The 14,395-nt window shown below is 73.9% G+C and carries 11 protein-coding genes; 5 read left to right on the top strand and 6 right to left on the bottom strand.

Going from position 1 to position 14,395, the window contains the following annotated elements; translation table 11 throughout:
* Window positions 1-94: 94 nt before the first annotated feature.
* Entirely contained in the window at window positions 95-1,279 is a 1,185-nt protein-coding gene (locus ACIRSU_RS04475; protein ID WP_403789106.1) for a M6 family metalloprotease domain-containing protein, read from the bottom strand.
* 115 nt (window positions 1,280-1,394) lie between these two features.
* Here ACIRSU_RS04475 and ACIRSU_RS04480 point away from each other — a divergent pair, with 115 nt between their 5' ends.
* Window positions 1,395-2,354, top strand: a complete 960-nt coding sequence (locus tag ACIRSU_RS04480) for a LysR substrate-binding domain-containing protein (RefSeq protein ID WP_403789108.1) — start codon at window positions 1,395-1,397, stop codon at window positions 2,352-2,354.
* Here the strand turns inward: ACIRSU_RS04480 and ACIRSU_RS04485 are convergent.
* On the bottom strand, window positions 2,351-3,610 hold the full coding sequence (locus tag ACIRSU_RS04485; protein ID WP_403789398.1) for an SLC13 family permease: 1,260 nt from the start codon (window positions 3,608-3,610) through the stop codon (window positions 2,351-2,353). The genes ACIRSU_RS04480 and ACIRSU_RS04485 overlap by 4 nt on opposite strands.
* 151 nt (window positions 3,611-3,761) lie before the next feature.
* Here ACIRSU_RS04485 and ACIRSU_RS04490 point away from each other — a divergent pair, with 151 nt between their 5' ends.
* The 4 genes from ACIRSU_RS04490 to ACIRSU_RS04505 are packed head-to-tail and all read left to right on the top strand — an operon-like array spanning window position 3,762 to window position 10,133.
* Window positions 3,762-6,188: a GMC family oxidoreductase gene (locus tag ACIRSU_RS04490; RefSeq protein ID WP_403789110.1), complete on the top strand. Its 2,427-nt coding sequence runs from the start codon at window positions 3,762-3,764 to the stop codon at window positions 6,186-6,188.
* Window positions 6,185-8,026: a hypothetical protein gene (locus tag ACIRSU_RS04495; protein ID WP_403789112.1), complete on the top strand. Its 1,842-nt coding sequence runs from the start codon at window positions 6,185-6,187 to the stop codon at window positions 8,024-8,026. Before ACIRSU_RS04490 ends, ACIRSU_RS04495 begins: the two co-directional genes overlap by 4 nt.
* A 5-nt stretch (window positions 8,027-8,031) precedes the next feature.
* On the top strand, window positions 8,032-9,171 hold the full coding sequence (locus ACIRSU_RS04500) for an alpha/beta fold hydrolase (RefSeq protein WP_403789114.1): 1,140 nt from the start codon (window positions 8,032-8,034) through the stop codon (window positions 9,169-9,171).
* Window positions 9,168-10,133, top strand: a complete 966-nt coding sequence (locus ACIRSU_RS04505; RefSeq protein ID WP_403789116.1) for an acetoacetate decarboxylase family protein — start codon at window positions 9,168-9,170, stop codon at window positions 10,131-10,133. The genes ACIRSU_RS04500 and ACIRSU_RS04505 overlap by 4 nt, the downstream gene beginning before the upstream one ends.
* A gap of 57 nt (window positions 10,134-10,190) precedes the next feature.
* Here ACIRSU_RS04505 and ACIRSU_RS04510 read toward each other — a convergent pair whose 3' ends face one another.
* From ACIRSU_RS04510 to ACIRSU_RS04525, 4 genes are all read right to left on the bottom strand, one after another.
* Complete coding sequence (locus tag ACIRSU_RS04510) at window positions 10,191-10,943, bottom strand: dienelactone hydrolase family protein (RefSeq protein ID WP_403789118.1); 753 nt, start codon at window positions 10,941-10,943, stop codon at window positions 10,191-10,193.
* Window positions 10,944-11,314: 371 nt separating this feature from the next.
* The gene (locus ACIRSU_RS04515) at window positions 11,315-11,899 is read right to left on the bottom strand and encodes a TerD family protein (RefSeq protein WP_403789120.1); all 585 of its coding nucleotides are present in this window, start codon (window positions 11,897-11,899) and stop codon (window positions 11,315-11,317) included.
* Between the two features lie 124 nt (window positions 11,900-12,023).
* Window positions 12,024-12,749 (bottom strand): transcriptional regulator, encoded by a 726-nt coding sequence (locus tag ACIRSU_RS04520; protein WP_403789122.1) that lies wholly within the window; start codon window positions 12,747-12,749, stop codon window positions 12,024-12,026.
* Window positions 12,750-12,885: 136 nt separating this feature from the next.
* Window positions 12,886-14,310, bottom strand: coding sequence for a nucleobase:cation symporter-2 family protein (locus tag ACIRSU_RS04525; RefSeq protein ID WP_403789124.1), 1,425 nt, complete (start codon window positions 14,308-14,310; stop codon window positions 12,886-12,888).
* Between the last annotated feature and the right edge of the window lie 85 nt (window positions 14,311-14,395).

Genomic DNA, 14,395 nt, shown 5'->3' on the forward strand with positions numbered 1-14,395 from the left:
GGGGGGGGGGGGGGGGGGGGGGGGGGGGGGGGGGGGGGGGGGGGGGGGGGCGGGGCGGGGGGCCCCCCCCCCCCCCACGACCCTGCTCGTCCGTCTACCACTTGGTGACGCGCACGGTCTCCCCGTATCCGTCGGCGCCGAGCACCTCGATGCGCACTCCGGCCGTCGCGTCGGTGTAGGACTGGCCGGTCCAGAAGGGGGCGTCGTCCAGCGGCCGGCAGCCGGCCGCCGGGGTGGCGGTCGGCTTCGCGTCGACGACCTGTACGGGGCCCTGGCCGGTCGCGACGGAGGTGTCGACCTTGTAGACCAGCGCGCCGGTCGAGCAGACGCCGCCGTCGGCCCGCACCGCCCGTCTCGACTCGACGACGTAGGCGGTGGTGGGGCCGGTGCGGACGACCGCCATGCTGGTGCCGCTGCCGTACTCGACCGCGGTCAGGTGCACGGTGTCACTGCCCGCCGAGGCCCGGCACACGACCTGGCCGTCCGTGATCCAGCCGAGCTTCCAGGACTGCCAGGCGAAGTACTGGGACCCGGGCCCGCTGATGAGTCCCATCACGTCCCAGCCGGCGACGTGGCGGTGGACGTCGGTTCCGGTGAAGGCGTAGAGGTCGGGGAGTCCGAAGGTGTGTCCGGTCTCGTGGGCCACCAGCTTGGGTCCCCAGTGCCACATGTCCTGCCCGAAGGTCACGGCCCACTTCAGCAGCGTGCCGTCGGCACGGACGCCGGCGGTGCCGGGGTCGTGGATGTAGGTGGGCGTGAAGGAGATCGCCGAGGCGTTCCGCGTCGGGACGACGTACACCATGTCGTAGCGGGAGAAGTCGACATACGGATCCGCCGCGGCGACCGCGTCCCTGATGTACGCCTCGTGGGCCTCGTGGGTCAGTCCGCGCGCGAAGCCGTAGTCGGTGGAGGCGTGCGGCATCCGCGTCCACTGGCGGTGCTGGCTGATGGCGAGCCAGACCTTGCCGTAGGAGGCGTTCCACAGCCAGTCGGCGCCCGGAGTGATCTGGGCGGCGTCGTCGGCGGGGGCTTCGGTGGCCGGCGCGTCGGGGAAGTCGACGAAGATCATGCCGACCCGGACGGTGCCGGCGGGGCGCTGGAAGACGGACCAGTCGGTGTCGTGCCCCTCGTCCGTCCAGCCGGTGGTGCCGCGCAGGGCGCAGGCGGAGGCCGGGTCGGTCGTGGCGGTGGCGGCGCGGGCCGGGTGGAGGCCGGCCAGGACCAGCAGCAGAGTGGCGAGCAGGGGTGCCCAGAGCGCGGCGCGTTGACGTGTCCTCACGCGACCTTTCCTCTCGTGGAGTTGACGCAGGTGATGTATGCCGTGTGACATTTCACATAGCTTGAGGGGGCGGGAGGGTGTCCGGAAGCCGTCGCCGGTCCATAACATCCGCGCCATGGACCTGGAGGTACGCCATCTGCGCGTGCTGTGCGCGATCGCCGACGCGGGCAGCCTCACCCGCGCCGCCGCCGCTCTCGGGACGACCCAGCCCGGACTCAGCGCCCAGCTGCGCCGCATCGAGGCGATGCTGGGCGGAGTGCTGTTCGCCCGGGGCCGGGCCGGGGTCGTCGCCACCCCTTTCGGCGAGCTGGTGCTCGACCGGGCCCGCTCCGTCCTCCCCGGCGTCGACGGCCTGATCGCCGACACCGCCCGGATGGCCCGCCGGATGTCGGTCTGCGACCGGGTCCGCGTCGGCTCGGTCGGCGCGCCCCTGCTCGGCCGGCTCGTCCTGGCCGTCAAGGCGCTGCTGCCGGAGGCCGAGGTGACGGCGCGCTGTCAGCACTCCCCCGTCACGCTGCTCGACGAGCTGGCCGCCGACCGGCTGGAGGCGGCGGTCCTCGGTGACCATCCCGGCCGGCGGCTGCCGCACCGCGACGGCGTGGTGCTCCACCCCCTCGCCACCGAACCGGTCTTCGCCCTGCTGCCGGCCGCTCATCCGCTGGCGCGCCTGGACGAGGTGCCGCTGGCCGCGCTCCTGGACGAGGACTGGGCGGTGCCCCGGCCGGACGGCGACGGGACCCGCGAGTACTGGTCGTCGGAGTGCGCGGCGGCCGGGCGGCGCCCGTACTCGCCCTACGAGGCGGAGGGACGCCCGCTGGTCGAGCTGGTCCGCGCGGGTCTGGCGGTCAGCCTCTGCCAGGCCACCTTCGTCGAGGTCCCGGGCACCGCCGTACGCCCCCTGGCCGGAAACCCGCTCTGGTACCGCCATGTGCTGGCCTGGCACCGCGACGGCCCGCTCGCGCGCCACGGCGACGAGATCCTGCGCAGGCTCACCGCCGGTTACGAGGAAACGTGCGCCGCCACCCCCGCGTACGCGCGGTGGCGAGCCCGGCATGATCGGCGAGGCACCCCCTAGGTACCGATGACCCGCAGCGAGGCCCACAGGGCGACGGTGGAGGCGAGGAGGGCCGCGGGGACCGTGAGCAGGCCGAGGACGGTGAACTCCTTCAGCGCGATCTCGTGGTCGTGGCGGTGGGCGATGCGCCGCCACAGCAGGGTGGCCAGGGAGCCGGCGTAGGTGAGGTTGGGGCCGATGTTGACGCCGAGGAGCACGGCCAGGACCGCGCCCGGTCCTGACGGCGCGGCCAGCGGGACGAGGGCGAGGACGGCGGGCAGGTTGTTGATCAGGTTCGCGAGCAGGGCGGCGAGCGCGGCCGTTCCGAGCAGGGCGGGCAGCGAGGCGCCGTCCGGCACCAGCCGGCCGAGGGCGTGGCCGAGACCGTGGTCGACCACGGCCCGTACGACGACGCCGAGGGCGAGCACGAAGGCGAGGAACGGCAGGGCGGCGGAGCGCACGATCGCGGCCGGGGTGGTGTGCCGCCGGACCAGCGCGCGTACCGCGAGGACCGTCGCGCCGGCCGCGGCGACCCAGGCGGGGTCGATGCCGAGCGCGGAGGCGACGGCGAAGCCGCCCAGCGTCGCGGCCACGGTGACGAGCGCGAACAGCGGCAGCTCCGACGGCTCGTCGGGCTCCGTCGGCGCGGTGGCCGCGTCGAGGTCGGCGGCGAAGAAACGGCGGAAGACCGCGTACTCGACGGCGATGGCGGCCAGCCACGGCAGCGTCATCAGCAGCGCGAAGCGGGTGAAGGTCAGCCCGGCGGCGGTGAAGGCGAGCAGGTTCGTCAGGTTCGACACCGGCAGGAGCAGCGACGCCGTGTTCGACAGGTGGGCGCTCGCGTAGACGTGCGGCTTCGGCCGGGCGCCCATGCGGGCGGCGGTGGCGAAGACCACCGGGGTCAGCAGGACCACCGTCGCGTCGAGGCTCAGCGCGGCCGTGATCACGGAGGCCAGCGCGAAGACCGCCCCGAGCAGCCGTCGCGGCCGCCGGCGGGCCCAGCGGGCCATCCAGGTCCCGCAGGCGTGGAAGAGCCCCTCGTCGTCACAGAGCTTGGCCAGCACCAGCACCGCGGCCAGGAACCCGATCACCGGCCCGAGCCGGGCCGCCTCCTCCCGCACGGCATCCGCCGGGATCGCGCCGGCGGCCACGACGACGGCGGCGGCGGGCACCGCGAAGGCGGCCTCCGGCCGACCGAAGGGACGGATGACGGCGCACACCAGCACCACGACCAGCGCGGCGACGGAAAGGGATTCGAACAGCACGCGCTCCATCATCCGGACCGGGCCGGCGGCCCGGACGGGCACCCCCTGCGCCGGCTTCGCCCGAACGCACCGTCCGCTTGGTGTCGTTGCACCACGGACATTAGCGTCCATTCAGGGCAGAACGCCCGCTGTCGCCCTGAGGGAGCCCGTAAGGGGATCACCGATGACGCAGGAACGGCGCCGCCGCGCCCACGCAGCCGACGACGAGGCCGACGTCGTCGTGGTCGGTTCCGGATTCGGCGGTTCCGTCGCCGCGTACCGGCTCGCCGCCGGCGGACACTCCGTCGTCGTGCTCGAACGCGGCAAGCCGTACCCGCCCGGCAGCTTCGCCCGGACGCCCGCGGCCATGGCCCGTAACTTCTGGGACCCCAGCGAGGGCCTGCACGGCCTGTTCGACATCTGGTCCTTCCGCGGGCTCGAAGGAGTGGTGTCCAGCGGCTTGGGCGGCGGCTCGCTCATCTACGCCAACGTCCTGCTGCGCAAGGACGAGAAGTGGTTCGTCCGCGAGTCGCCGCTGCCCGGCGGGGGCTACGAGAACTGGCCGATCGGCCGGGCGGACCTCGACCCGCACTACGCCGAGGTCGAGCGGATGCTCGGCGCCACGCCGTACCCGTACCGGGACACCCCGAAGACCACGGCCATGCGGGAGGCCGCCGACCGCCTCGGCCTGCGCGTGTCCCGGCCGCCGCTCGCCGTCTCCTTCGCCGCGGACGGCGAGGACCCGGTCCCCGGCACTCCGCTGCCCGAGCCGGCGTACGGCAACCTCCACGGCCTGCCGCGCGAGACCTGCCGGCTCACCGGCGAGTGCGACCTCGGCTGCAACTTCGGCGCCAAGAACACCCTGGACCACACCTACCTGTCGGCCGCGCGCCACCACGGCGCCGACATCCGCACCCGCTGCGAGGTGCGCGGCTTCGCGCCCCGTCCCGGCGGCGGGTACGAGGTCCGGTACGTGGTCCACGACCCGGCCCGCGAAGGGCACCGCACCCCCACCGGCCGGCTGCCGCTGCACCGGATCCGCTGCCGGCGCCTGGTCCTCGCGGCCGGCGCGTTCGGCTCGACGTACCTGCTGCTGCGCAACCGTTCCGCGCTGCCCGGCATCGGTTCGGCCCTCGGCGGCCGCTTCTCCGGCAACGGCGACCTGCTCGGTCTGGTCCTGAACGCGACCGGCGGCTCGGCGGGCAGCGGACCGCGGAACCTCGCGAGCAGTACGGGACCCGTCATCACCAGCGCCATCCGCGTCGGCGACGCGCTCGACGGCGACGGCTCCACCGGCCGCGGCTACTACGTCGAGGACGCCGGCTACCCGGCCTTCGTGGACTGGCTCGCCGAGGCCGCGCAGGTCCCCGGCGACCTGCGCCGCACCGCCCGGTTCGTCCTGCGGCGGCTGCGCTCCCGGCTCGGCGGCGGTCCGCGGAGCAACATCAGCGCCGCGCTCGCGCTGCTCCTCGGCCCCGCCGTCTTCTCCGGCTCCTCGCTACCGCTGCTCGGCATGGGACGGGACGTCCCCGACGGCCGGATGAGCCTGCGCCGCGGCTACCTCGACGTCGACTGGACGACCCTCACCTCGCGCGCCTACTTCGAGCGGGTGCGGCGCACCATGGCCGACGTGGCCGGGGCGCTCGGCGGCGAGTTCCACGACAACCCGCTGTGGTGGAGCCGCCGGGTGATCACCGTGCACCCGCTGGGCGGCGCGCCGATGGGCCGGCACCCGGCCGAAGGCGTCTGCGACGCGTACGGCGAGGTGTTCGGCCATCCGGGCCTGTACGTGCTCGACGGCGCCGCCCTGCCGGGACCGGTGGGCGCCAACCCGTCGCTCACCATCGCCGCCTGCGCCGACCGCGCCTGCACCCGGATCCTGGAGCAGCCCCGCGCGCCGTCGGCCGCCGCGTCGAGCCCCGGGCCCGCGACGACGGCCACCGGCACCGGCACCGCCACCGCCACCGCTGCGGCGTCCGACGGCGAGCGGCCCACCAGCCTCTCCTTCACGGAGGAGATGAAGGGTTACGTGGCGCTCGACGTCACCGACCCCGAGGAGGGACGGGCGCTCGGCCGGACGCGCGGCCAGCGCCTGATGTTCCGGCTCACGATCACCGCGGACGACGTCGACCGGTTCGTGGCGGACCCGCGCCACCAGGCGGCCGCGGCCGGCCACGTCGAGTGCGACGTGCTCGGCGGCCGGCTGCCCGTCGAGGCCGGCTGGTTCAACCTGTTCACCCGGGACGACGACCCGTCCCGGCGCCGGATGCTCTACCGGCTGCACCTGCGCGACCCCGGCGGCACTCCGCTCACGCTCGTCGGGCACAAGGAGGTGCACGACGGCCCGGGCTTCGACGTGTGGAGCGACACCTCGACGCTGTACGTCCGGATGCTCGCCGGCCACGTCCCGGAGGGCGGCGACGCGCAGGCGCCGGTCCTCGCGGCCGGTGTCATCGTCATCCTGCCCGCCGACTTCGCCCGGCAGCTGACCTCGTTCCGCGCCGCCGGGCCGCATCCGACGCGGGCCCTGGCGAGCTTCGGGCGCCTGTTCCTGGGCGAGTTGTGGGACGTGTACGGCTCCCGCCTCGCCCCGGCCCGGGAGCGCCCGTGAAGACGCGCGAGCTGCGCCGGCACGCCGACGAACTCGGCTTCACGCCACAGGACCAGGTGCGCTGGCTGGCCCCCGGGGAGCTGGCCCGCACCGCGGTCAAGGTCGTCCTCGCGGACGTGTTCGCCGGTTACGCGGACAAGCGGGAGTTCCAGAAGGTGCTCGACGCGGACCTCCTGGAGGCCCCGCTCGGGCGGCCGGACGCGCGGGAGATCTGGGTCGACTACGTGGCCGACCTCGGCGACGGCTTCGACGCGACGGCCTCGGTGGCCTTCGCCCTCGCCGCGGAGGAACTCGACGTCGCCACCGCCGCGCCCGGGGCCGCGCCGCTCCGGCTCCCCCGCGGCTCGCTGCTGGTCCTCGGCGGCGACGAGGTGTACCCGACGGCCTCGGCCACCGGATACGAGGACCGCATGAAGGGCCCCTACCGGGCCGCCCTGCCCGCCCTGCCCGAGGGAGCCGAACCGCCGCTGATGGTGGCGCTGCCGGGGAACCACGACTGGTACGACGGCCTGACCGCGTTCCTGCGGATGTTCACGCAGTCGCGGCCGATCGGCGCCTGGCAGACCCGGCAGGCCCGCAGCTACTTCTGCGTCCGGCTGCCCGAACGCTGGTGGCTGGTCGGCCTGGACAGCCAGCTGGGCTCGTACTTCGACGACCCGCAGCTGCGCTACTTCGAGGAGCACCTGTCGGCGAACCTGCGCGCGGGAGACGGGGTGATCATCTGCTCGGCCGAGCCGACCTGGGTGAAGAGCGCCGACCGGGACGTCGACGCCTTCAACGCGCTGCACTGGTTCGACCGCAACCTCGTCCGCAGCCGCCTCGACCCGCACACCGGGAAGCCGGTGCCGACGGGCGCTTCGGTCCGGCTGTGGCTGACCGGCGACCGCCACCACTACGCCCGTTACGCCGAACGCCTGCCCGGCGACCCGCCCGGCGCCGGGCCGCCGCCGGATCCGCGGCGGCGCCAGATGGTGACCTGCGGGCTCGGCGGCGCCTATCTGGCGGCCACCCACCGGCTGCCCGCGGAGCTGCCCCTGCCGCCGCGCGGCTCCCGGCTGCGCGACAAGGACGTGCCGCCGGTCGCGTACGCCCGCATGGGCGGGACCTACCCCGACGCGGCCGAGTCGCGGCGGCTCGCCCGGCGCATCGCGGTGCCGTGGTCGGGGCGCTGGCTGCCGTGGCGCAACCTCGGCTTCGCGAAGCTGGCCGCGGGCCTGCACGCGGTGGTCTTCCTCCTGACGAGCTTTCTGTTCGCGCTGGCGGAGGGGGTGCTGCGGCCGGTCGACGCCGTGCGCAGGGCCGGTCTCGGCGACTTCTGGGGTTTCGGCGCGGTGTGCCTGGCGGTGGCCGCCGGGCTCCTCGCGCTCGGGTTCCTCAACCGGCTGCTGCGCCGGCGCAGGGCGGCGGCGCCGTCGGGCCCGGCGGTCGCGGCCCTCGGCCAGGCCCTGGTGGCGCTGGTCGCGCTGGCCGTGGCGGTCTCCCTGCCGTTCCCGGCGTCCTGGGACGGGTGGGCGGTGCTGTTCGTGTGCCTGGCCGCAGCGGCCGTCCTGGGCGCGGTGCTCGGCTCGGGGGTGTTCGCGCTGTGGGTGCTGTCCGCGACGGGCGGCGAGGTCGCGGACTGGCAGATGTCCGGCCAGTCGATCGAGGACCACAAGGGCTTCCTGCGGCTGCGGATCGCGCCGGGCGGCGAACTCACCCTCTATCCGCTGGTCCTCGACACCGTGTGCCGCGACTGGGAGCTGCGCGAGGCCCCGAACGGCGGCAAGCGGCCGGTGCCCGCCGTCCCGCCGGCCGTACACCTGATCGAGGACCCCGTCGTGATCTCCCGGGGAGCGTGACCGCCATGACCTCCGCCCCTGAGCCGAACCCGCCGACCGACGGACCGGCCAACGGCCCGACGGCCCGGCCTGCCGACCGGCCGACCAACGGCCCGACGGCTGCGCCACCGCCCCTTCGCGACCACGTCACCGAGGTGCTGCCGCTGACCGCGCTCGACGGGCGGCCGCTGACCCTGGTCCACGTCCGGGACCGGCGACGCCCGCCGACCCGCGGTCCGGTGCTCGTCGTGCACGGCGCCGGGGTGCGGGCCGAGCTGTTCCGGCCGCCGCTGCGGCGCACCTTCGTCGACGCCCTGATCGACGACGGCTGGGACGTGTGGCTGCTGAACTGGCGCGCGTCGATCGACCTGGACCCGGTGCCGTGGACGCTGGACCAGGCGGCGGCGTACGACCATCCGGCGGCGGTGGCGCACGTCCTGGAGGCGACGGGCGCGGACCGGCTGAGGGCCGTCGTGCACTGCCAGGGATCGACGTCCTTCATGATGGCGCTGTCCGCCGGGCTGCTGCCCCAGGTGGAGACGGTGGTCAGCAACGCGGTGTCGCTGCACCCGGTCGTGCCCCGGCTCTCGGTGTTCAAGATCTCCCGCCTGGCGCCGCTGATGAGCCGCTTCCTGCCCGCGATCTCGCCGGCCTGGGGCGACCGGCCGGCGGGCCCGCTGTCCCGCCTGATCGTGGCATTCGTCCGCGCCACCCACCCGGAGTGCCGGAACTCGGTGTGCCGCATGGTCAGTTTCACCTACGGCGCCGGCTGGCCGGCCCTGTGGTCCCACGCCAACCTCGACGAGGCCACGCACGACTGGATCCGCGGCGAGTTCGCCGAGGTGCCGATGACGTTCTTCGCCCAGATGAACCGGTGCATCCGGGCCGGGCAGCTGGTCACGACCGAGGGCATCGACTCCCTGCCGCCGGCCTTCGCCGACCGGGCGCCGCGGACAGACGCGCGGATCGCGCTCTTCGCCGGCGAGGACAACCACTGCTTCCTGGCGGAGAGCCAGGAGCGCACCTACGACTTCCTGAGCCGGCACCGCCCCGGCCGCGACGACCGTCTGCACCTGCTGCCCGGCTATGGCCACCTCGACGTCTTCCTGGGCCGTGACGCGGCGACCGACACGTACCCCCTGATCCTCGAGGAGCTCGCCCGATGAGCCGGACGGACCGGATGGACCGGATGGACCGGATGAGCCGGATGCTGCGCCTGGCCCGGCCGGTGCTCTCGGCCGTGCCCTCCCCGGTGCCGCGGCGGCAGCGCCGGCTCGCCGGCCGGCACGCCCTGGTGGACGACATCCCGTTCGTGCTGCCCGTCGACTCGGTCGACACACCCGCCCTGATGGCCGGCTTCACGGTCGACCGTGCGGCGGCCGCCCGGCTGCTGCCCGGCGACGAACTGCACCCGCTGGCGCTGCCGGGCGGGAAGGGGCTGCTGCTCGTCACGGTCGTCGACTACCTGCGGACGGACATCGGGCGCTACATCGAGTTCTCCGTCGCGATCGCCTGCACGCACGGGCCGCGCCCGGGCCCGCCGCTGCTCCCGGGGCTGCTGCGCGGCGCGTTCCGCACCGGGCAGTACGTCGTGGACCTGCCGGTGAGCAGCGAGGTCTCCGTCAAGGGCGGCAAGGGCATCTGGGGGATGCCGAAGCACCGGGCGAGTCTGGACTTCAAGGTCGGTGACACGGCGGTCTCCAGCCAGTACGAGGTCGACGGCCGGCTCGGGATGTACATCGAGATCGCCCGCCCGCCGGCGACGGCGCTGCCACTGCGGGTGGGCGCGGTCAACTACTGCGCGTTCCGCGGGATGTTGATGAAGTCCTCCGTCTACCTCGACGGCAAGGCCGACATCGCCGTCGGCCGCAGGGCGCGCGCCCGGCTGGTCGTGGGCGACGCGCCGCGGGTCGCGGCGCTGCACGGCCTGGGCATCGCCGACGATCCGCTGTTCACCGTCTTCCTGACCGACGCCCGGGGCGTCCTCGACGACCACTTCGAGTGCTGGTTCCTCACCGGCACGGAGCCGGGCCGGACATACGGGGAAGGTCTCGGCAGCGTCGTCGGTCTCGGGCAGTCGCAGGAGTGGCCCGAGCCCCCGCGCCTGGACGTGGGGGCCGGGCCGTGACCGGGGGCGGGAGCGAACTCCGCCGCGGCCGTCCGACTTGCCCGCGGCGGGGTGAGCTCAGCCGGCGGTCAGGGTGCGCTCCAGGAGGGAGAGCAGGCGGTCCCAGTGGAGCTTCGCCCCGGAGGGGCTGAAGGCGTCGGTGTCGGACATCGTGAAGCCGTGGACGGTGCCGGGGTAGATCTCGCAGGTGTGTCCGGCCCCGGCGGCGTCCAGGGCCTCGTACAGCTCGGTGGCGATCTGCGGTGTCATGTCGCCCTCGGCGATGCCGAGATGGACCTCGGCGGCGAGCGTGGGCACCAGGCGGTGCGGGCTGTCGGGCGCGTCGGTGACCAGGAAGCCGGGGTGGAATCCGGCGACGGCGGCCACCCGGTCCGGGTGGGCCGCCGCGGTGCGCAGCGCCAGGAGGGAGCCGATGCAGTAGCCGGTCACGGCGACCGGTCCCGCGCCGACCTCGGGCCGGCCGGCGAGGAACGCGAGATAGGCGTCGGCGTCGCGCAGGGAACGCTCGGTGGTGAGGTGCTCTTCCATCAAGGGCATCAACTGGGCGAAGAGCCCGGGCCGGCTCTCCTTCCCGATGAACTCGGGAAGCTCGACCACCGGTGCCGGACCCTGCCGGTAGTAGAAGTTGGGCACGAGCACGTAGTAGCCGTGCCCGGCCAGTTCGCGGGCCATCTCCCGCAGTCCGGGCCGCAGGCCGAAGGCGTCCGGGTACATCAGCACCGCCGGGTGCCGCTCGCCGTCGTCGGGGAAGGCGGCGAAGGCGTCGGCCTGGCCGTCCGCGGTGGGAATCAGCAAGGTCTCGGTGGGCATGGGGATCTCCTGTCGTCGTCGATGTGCCGAGCTCGTGATCAACGCGAGGAGGAGGGGCCCGCGCGGCGACGCACGGCCCTCGGCCGGACAGCGGGCCCGCACCGGCCCGTACGGCGCTCAGCGGAGCACCGGGTCACCGATCCGTGTGCGGCGCGAGGCCGTCCCGCTAGTCATGGCCACAAGCTAGTCCACGGGGCGAAGCCGACGCCAGCGTGAAGTGGCGGCCGGGCGCGGCCCGTTGCCGGAACATGCCGCGGGTGCGCGGCGCAGCGGCAGGCGGGTACGCGGGCGGCGGGGCCACGGCCTCACGGGCCGCGACCCCGCCGCCCTCACGCCACGGCCCCGCCGCCCTCACACCACGGCCCCGCCGGCTACTTGCTCATCGCGAAACGCATCAGGGCGTGCTCGTCGCCCTGCTTGACCTTCCCCGTCACGTTGATCACTTCGAGCTTCCACGCGCCGCCGACCCGCATCGCCTTGGCCACCGCGCAGCCGTTGTCCTGCGTCAGCAGGCTGGGCCAGATGTCGGCGACCTGCTGGGAGCTGCCGCCGGTCGAGTCGTAGACCTTGAAGCTGATGTTGCGCGCCTTCTGGAAGGAGCTGCCCTTCTTGTACGCGGCGGCGACGAACACGATCGACGTGATGTGGGACGGGATACGGGCGAACTCGACGGTGATCGTCTCGTCGTCGCCGTCCCCGTGACCGGTCTGGTTGTCACCGCTGTGGACCAGGGAGCCGTTGCCCATCGGGTCGAGCGAGTCGAGCCCCGCGAGGCGCACCGGGTCCGCGCCCTGCATGGCGATGGCGATCAGGTCGAGGTCGGTGCCGGTCTTGCGGCGCAGCTTGCCCAGCACTCCGCCGGCGCTGCCGCCGGTGGGGTCCCAGGAGACCCCTATGGACAGGTGGGTCACTCCGTCCAGGTCCGCCGGGCCGTCTTCCTTGGTGAGCGTGATCATGCGCGGGTCATCCTTCTGTCGAAGCCTCTACGACACGCAGAGTGTGCCCAGCCCCTCGGCGGTTCCCCCTTCGGCCGACGAAATGACGACGTCATCACGGTGGAGACTCCTCCCCGGACCGGCCTCAGCGCCGTTCGTCGTGACCGACGAGGTGGAGGAAGCGGTCGGCGAGGCCGTGCAGCCACGCTGCCCGCTCGGTGGCGATCTCCTTCAGCCGGGCGGTGTCGCTGCGGGCGACGAGATGGCCCATGTAGCGCTCGTTGAAGCGGGCGTACTCCTGGTGCAGGGTGCGCACCGCGTCGACCACCGCCCGCTCCCGTACGCCGACGAGGCGCGCGAGCGGGGCGGTGAACTGCTTCCACCGGCCCTCGACGGCCTGCCGGAGCAGTGCGTCGAGCTCGCCGGCGCGGCCGATGACGCGCAGCAGTTCGTCCGGTTCGAGGCCCAGGGCGTCCGCCAGGACGAGGGTCTGGCGGTCGGTTCCGTTCCAGTGGTGGTCGTTCTCGGCGCGGACGTAGTCGCGCAGGTCCATGCCGATGCGCAGGGCGAGCCGTTCGGCGCTGAACTGGCGTGCCAGGCGGTGCTCGCGCAGCGACCTGGGCCGCAGGTCCATGAGCACCGGTACGGGGCACCACAGTGCGTCGGCGAGCGCGAAGAGTTCGGCCTCCGACGGTGCCACCGTCCCCGCCTCCCAGCACATCAGGGCCTGCACCGGTCGGTGCACGCCCAACTGCCCTATGGCGGCGATGACCTGTTCGGGAGTCAGGCCGATGCGGAGGCGGGCGGCCCGGGCCTGGGCGGGAGAGAACGGAGGATGGGAGGACCGGAACGGTGGGGAGGGGTGGGACACGTGCGGATCACCTCGGTGGCACTTCCCGGAGCGGCGGGAAGCGGGAGCGGGTCGGCGGGCCGTGGCGGTCGGCGGACCGGGGTGATCCGCCGACCGGCATGGTCAGCGGACCGGGGTGATCCGCCGACCGGCGTGGTCAGCGGACCGGGGTGGTCTGCGGGCCCGCTCCGTCCTCGTACGCGGCCAGCCCGTCCCAGTCGATGGCCTCGTGCTTGCGGCGGCTCTCCAGCACGTGGAAGAACAGGTTGAGCAGGACGGCCGTCAGCGTGCCGAGGGTGATGCCGCTGCCGAGGACGGCGCGCACCTCGGTGGGCATGCGCTCGAAGAAGGGGGCGACGGCGGTCGGGAGCATCGCGGCGCCGAGGCTGACGGCGAGGATGATGGCGTTGCGCTCCTCCCGCAGGTCGACCTTGGCGAGGATCTGGATGCCTACGGTGGCGACCATGCCGAACATCGCGACGGCGGCCGCGCCGAGCACCGGGTGGGGCACGGAGGCCACCACGGCGCCGATCTTCGGCACCAGGCCGAGGACGATCATGAAGAAGCCGGCCGCGACCACGACGAAGCGGCTGGTGACGCGGGAGATGCGGACCAGGCCGATGTTCTCAGCGAACGCCACGTACGGGAAGGAGTTGAGGATTCCGCCGAGGACGGTGGCGACGCCGTCGGCCCGCAGCGCGCGGCTGACCGTCTCGCCGTCGACGGCGCGCCCGGTGATCTCACCCATGGCGTACACGTCTCCCGTGGTCTCCACCATGGTGATGAGCATGACGATCACCATCGCGAGCATGGGCAGGACCTGGAAGTGCGGCAGGCCGTAGTGGAAGGGCGTGCTGACGCCGAGCCAGCCGGCCTGGTCGACCGTGTCGAACCGGGCGTCGCCGAGCAGCCACGCGACGGCGGTTCCGCCCACCAGCCCGAGCAGGATCGCGATGCTGCGCAGGAAGGGGCCGCCGAACCGCATCACGATCAGGATGAACAGGAGGGTGCCGCCCGCGTACGCGAGGTCGCCGGGGGTCCCGTACAGGGGTCCGCCCAGGAGCGCCGCGCCGCCGCCGACGTCCTGGAGCGCCACCGGGATGAGGACGACGCCGATGACCGTGAGGAGGGTGCCGGTGACGACCGGCGGGAAGTACGCGGTCAGGCGCCCGGCGAAGGGCGCGACCAGGAAGGCGGCGACGCCGCCGGTGATCACGGCGCCGTACACCACGAGGAGTCCGGCGGTGCCGCCGCCCGCGCCCTGGCCGATGGCGATCATCGGTGAGACGGCCGTGAAGGTCGCGCCCTGGACGAGCGGCAGCCGGGCGCCGATCCGCCAGAAGCCCCAGGCCTGGATGACGGTGGCGATGCCGGCGGTGACCAGGTCGGCGTTGATGAGGTAGACGAGTTCCTGCCGTGACAGGCCGAGGCTGCTGCCCAGGATCACCGGTACGAGCACCGCGCCGGCGTAGAACGCCAGGACGTGCTGGAATCCGTAGAGCGCGAGGGTGGGGAGGGGGAGGACCTCGTCCACCGGGTGGACGGTGGTGAGGGGTTGCCGACGCGCGGACAGTGGTGCCATCTCTGCCTTGCCTTGAGGGTAGGTGAATGAGAGTGGTGCGTGGGGGCCTCGGGAGGAGACGTCCGGGTGGCCGCGCGGATCGGGC

The sequence above is a fragment of the Streptomyces sp. NPDC101160 genome (assembly GCF_044768205.1).
Lineage (GTDB): Bacteria > Actinomycetota > Actinomycetes > Streptomycetales > Streptomycetaceae > Streptomyces.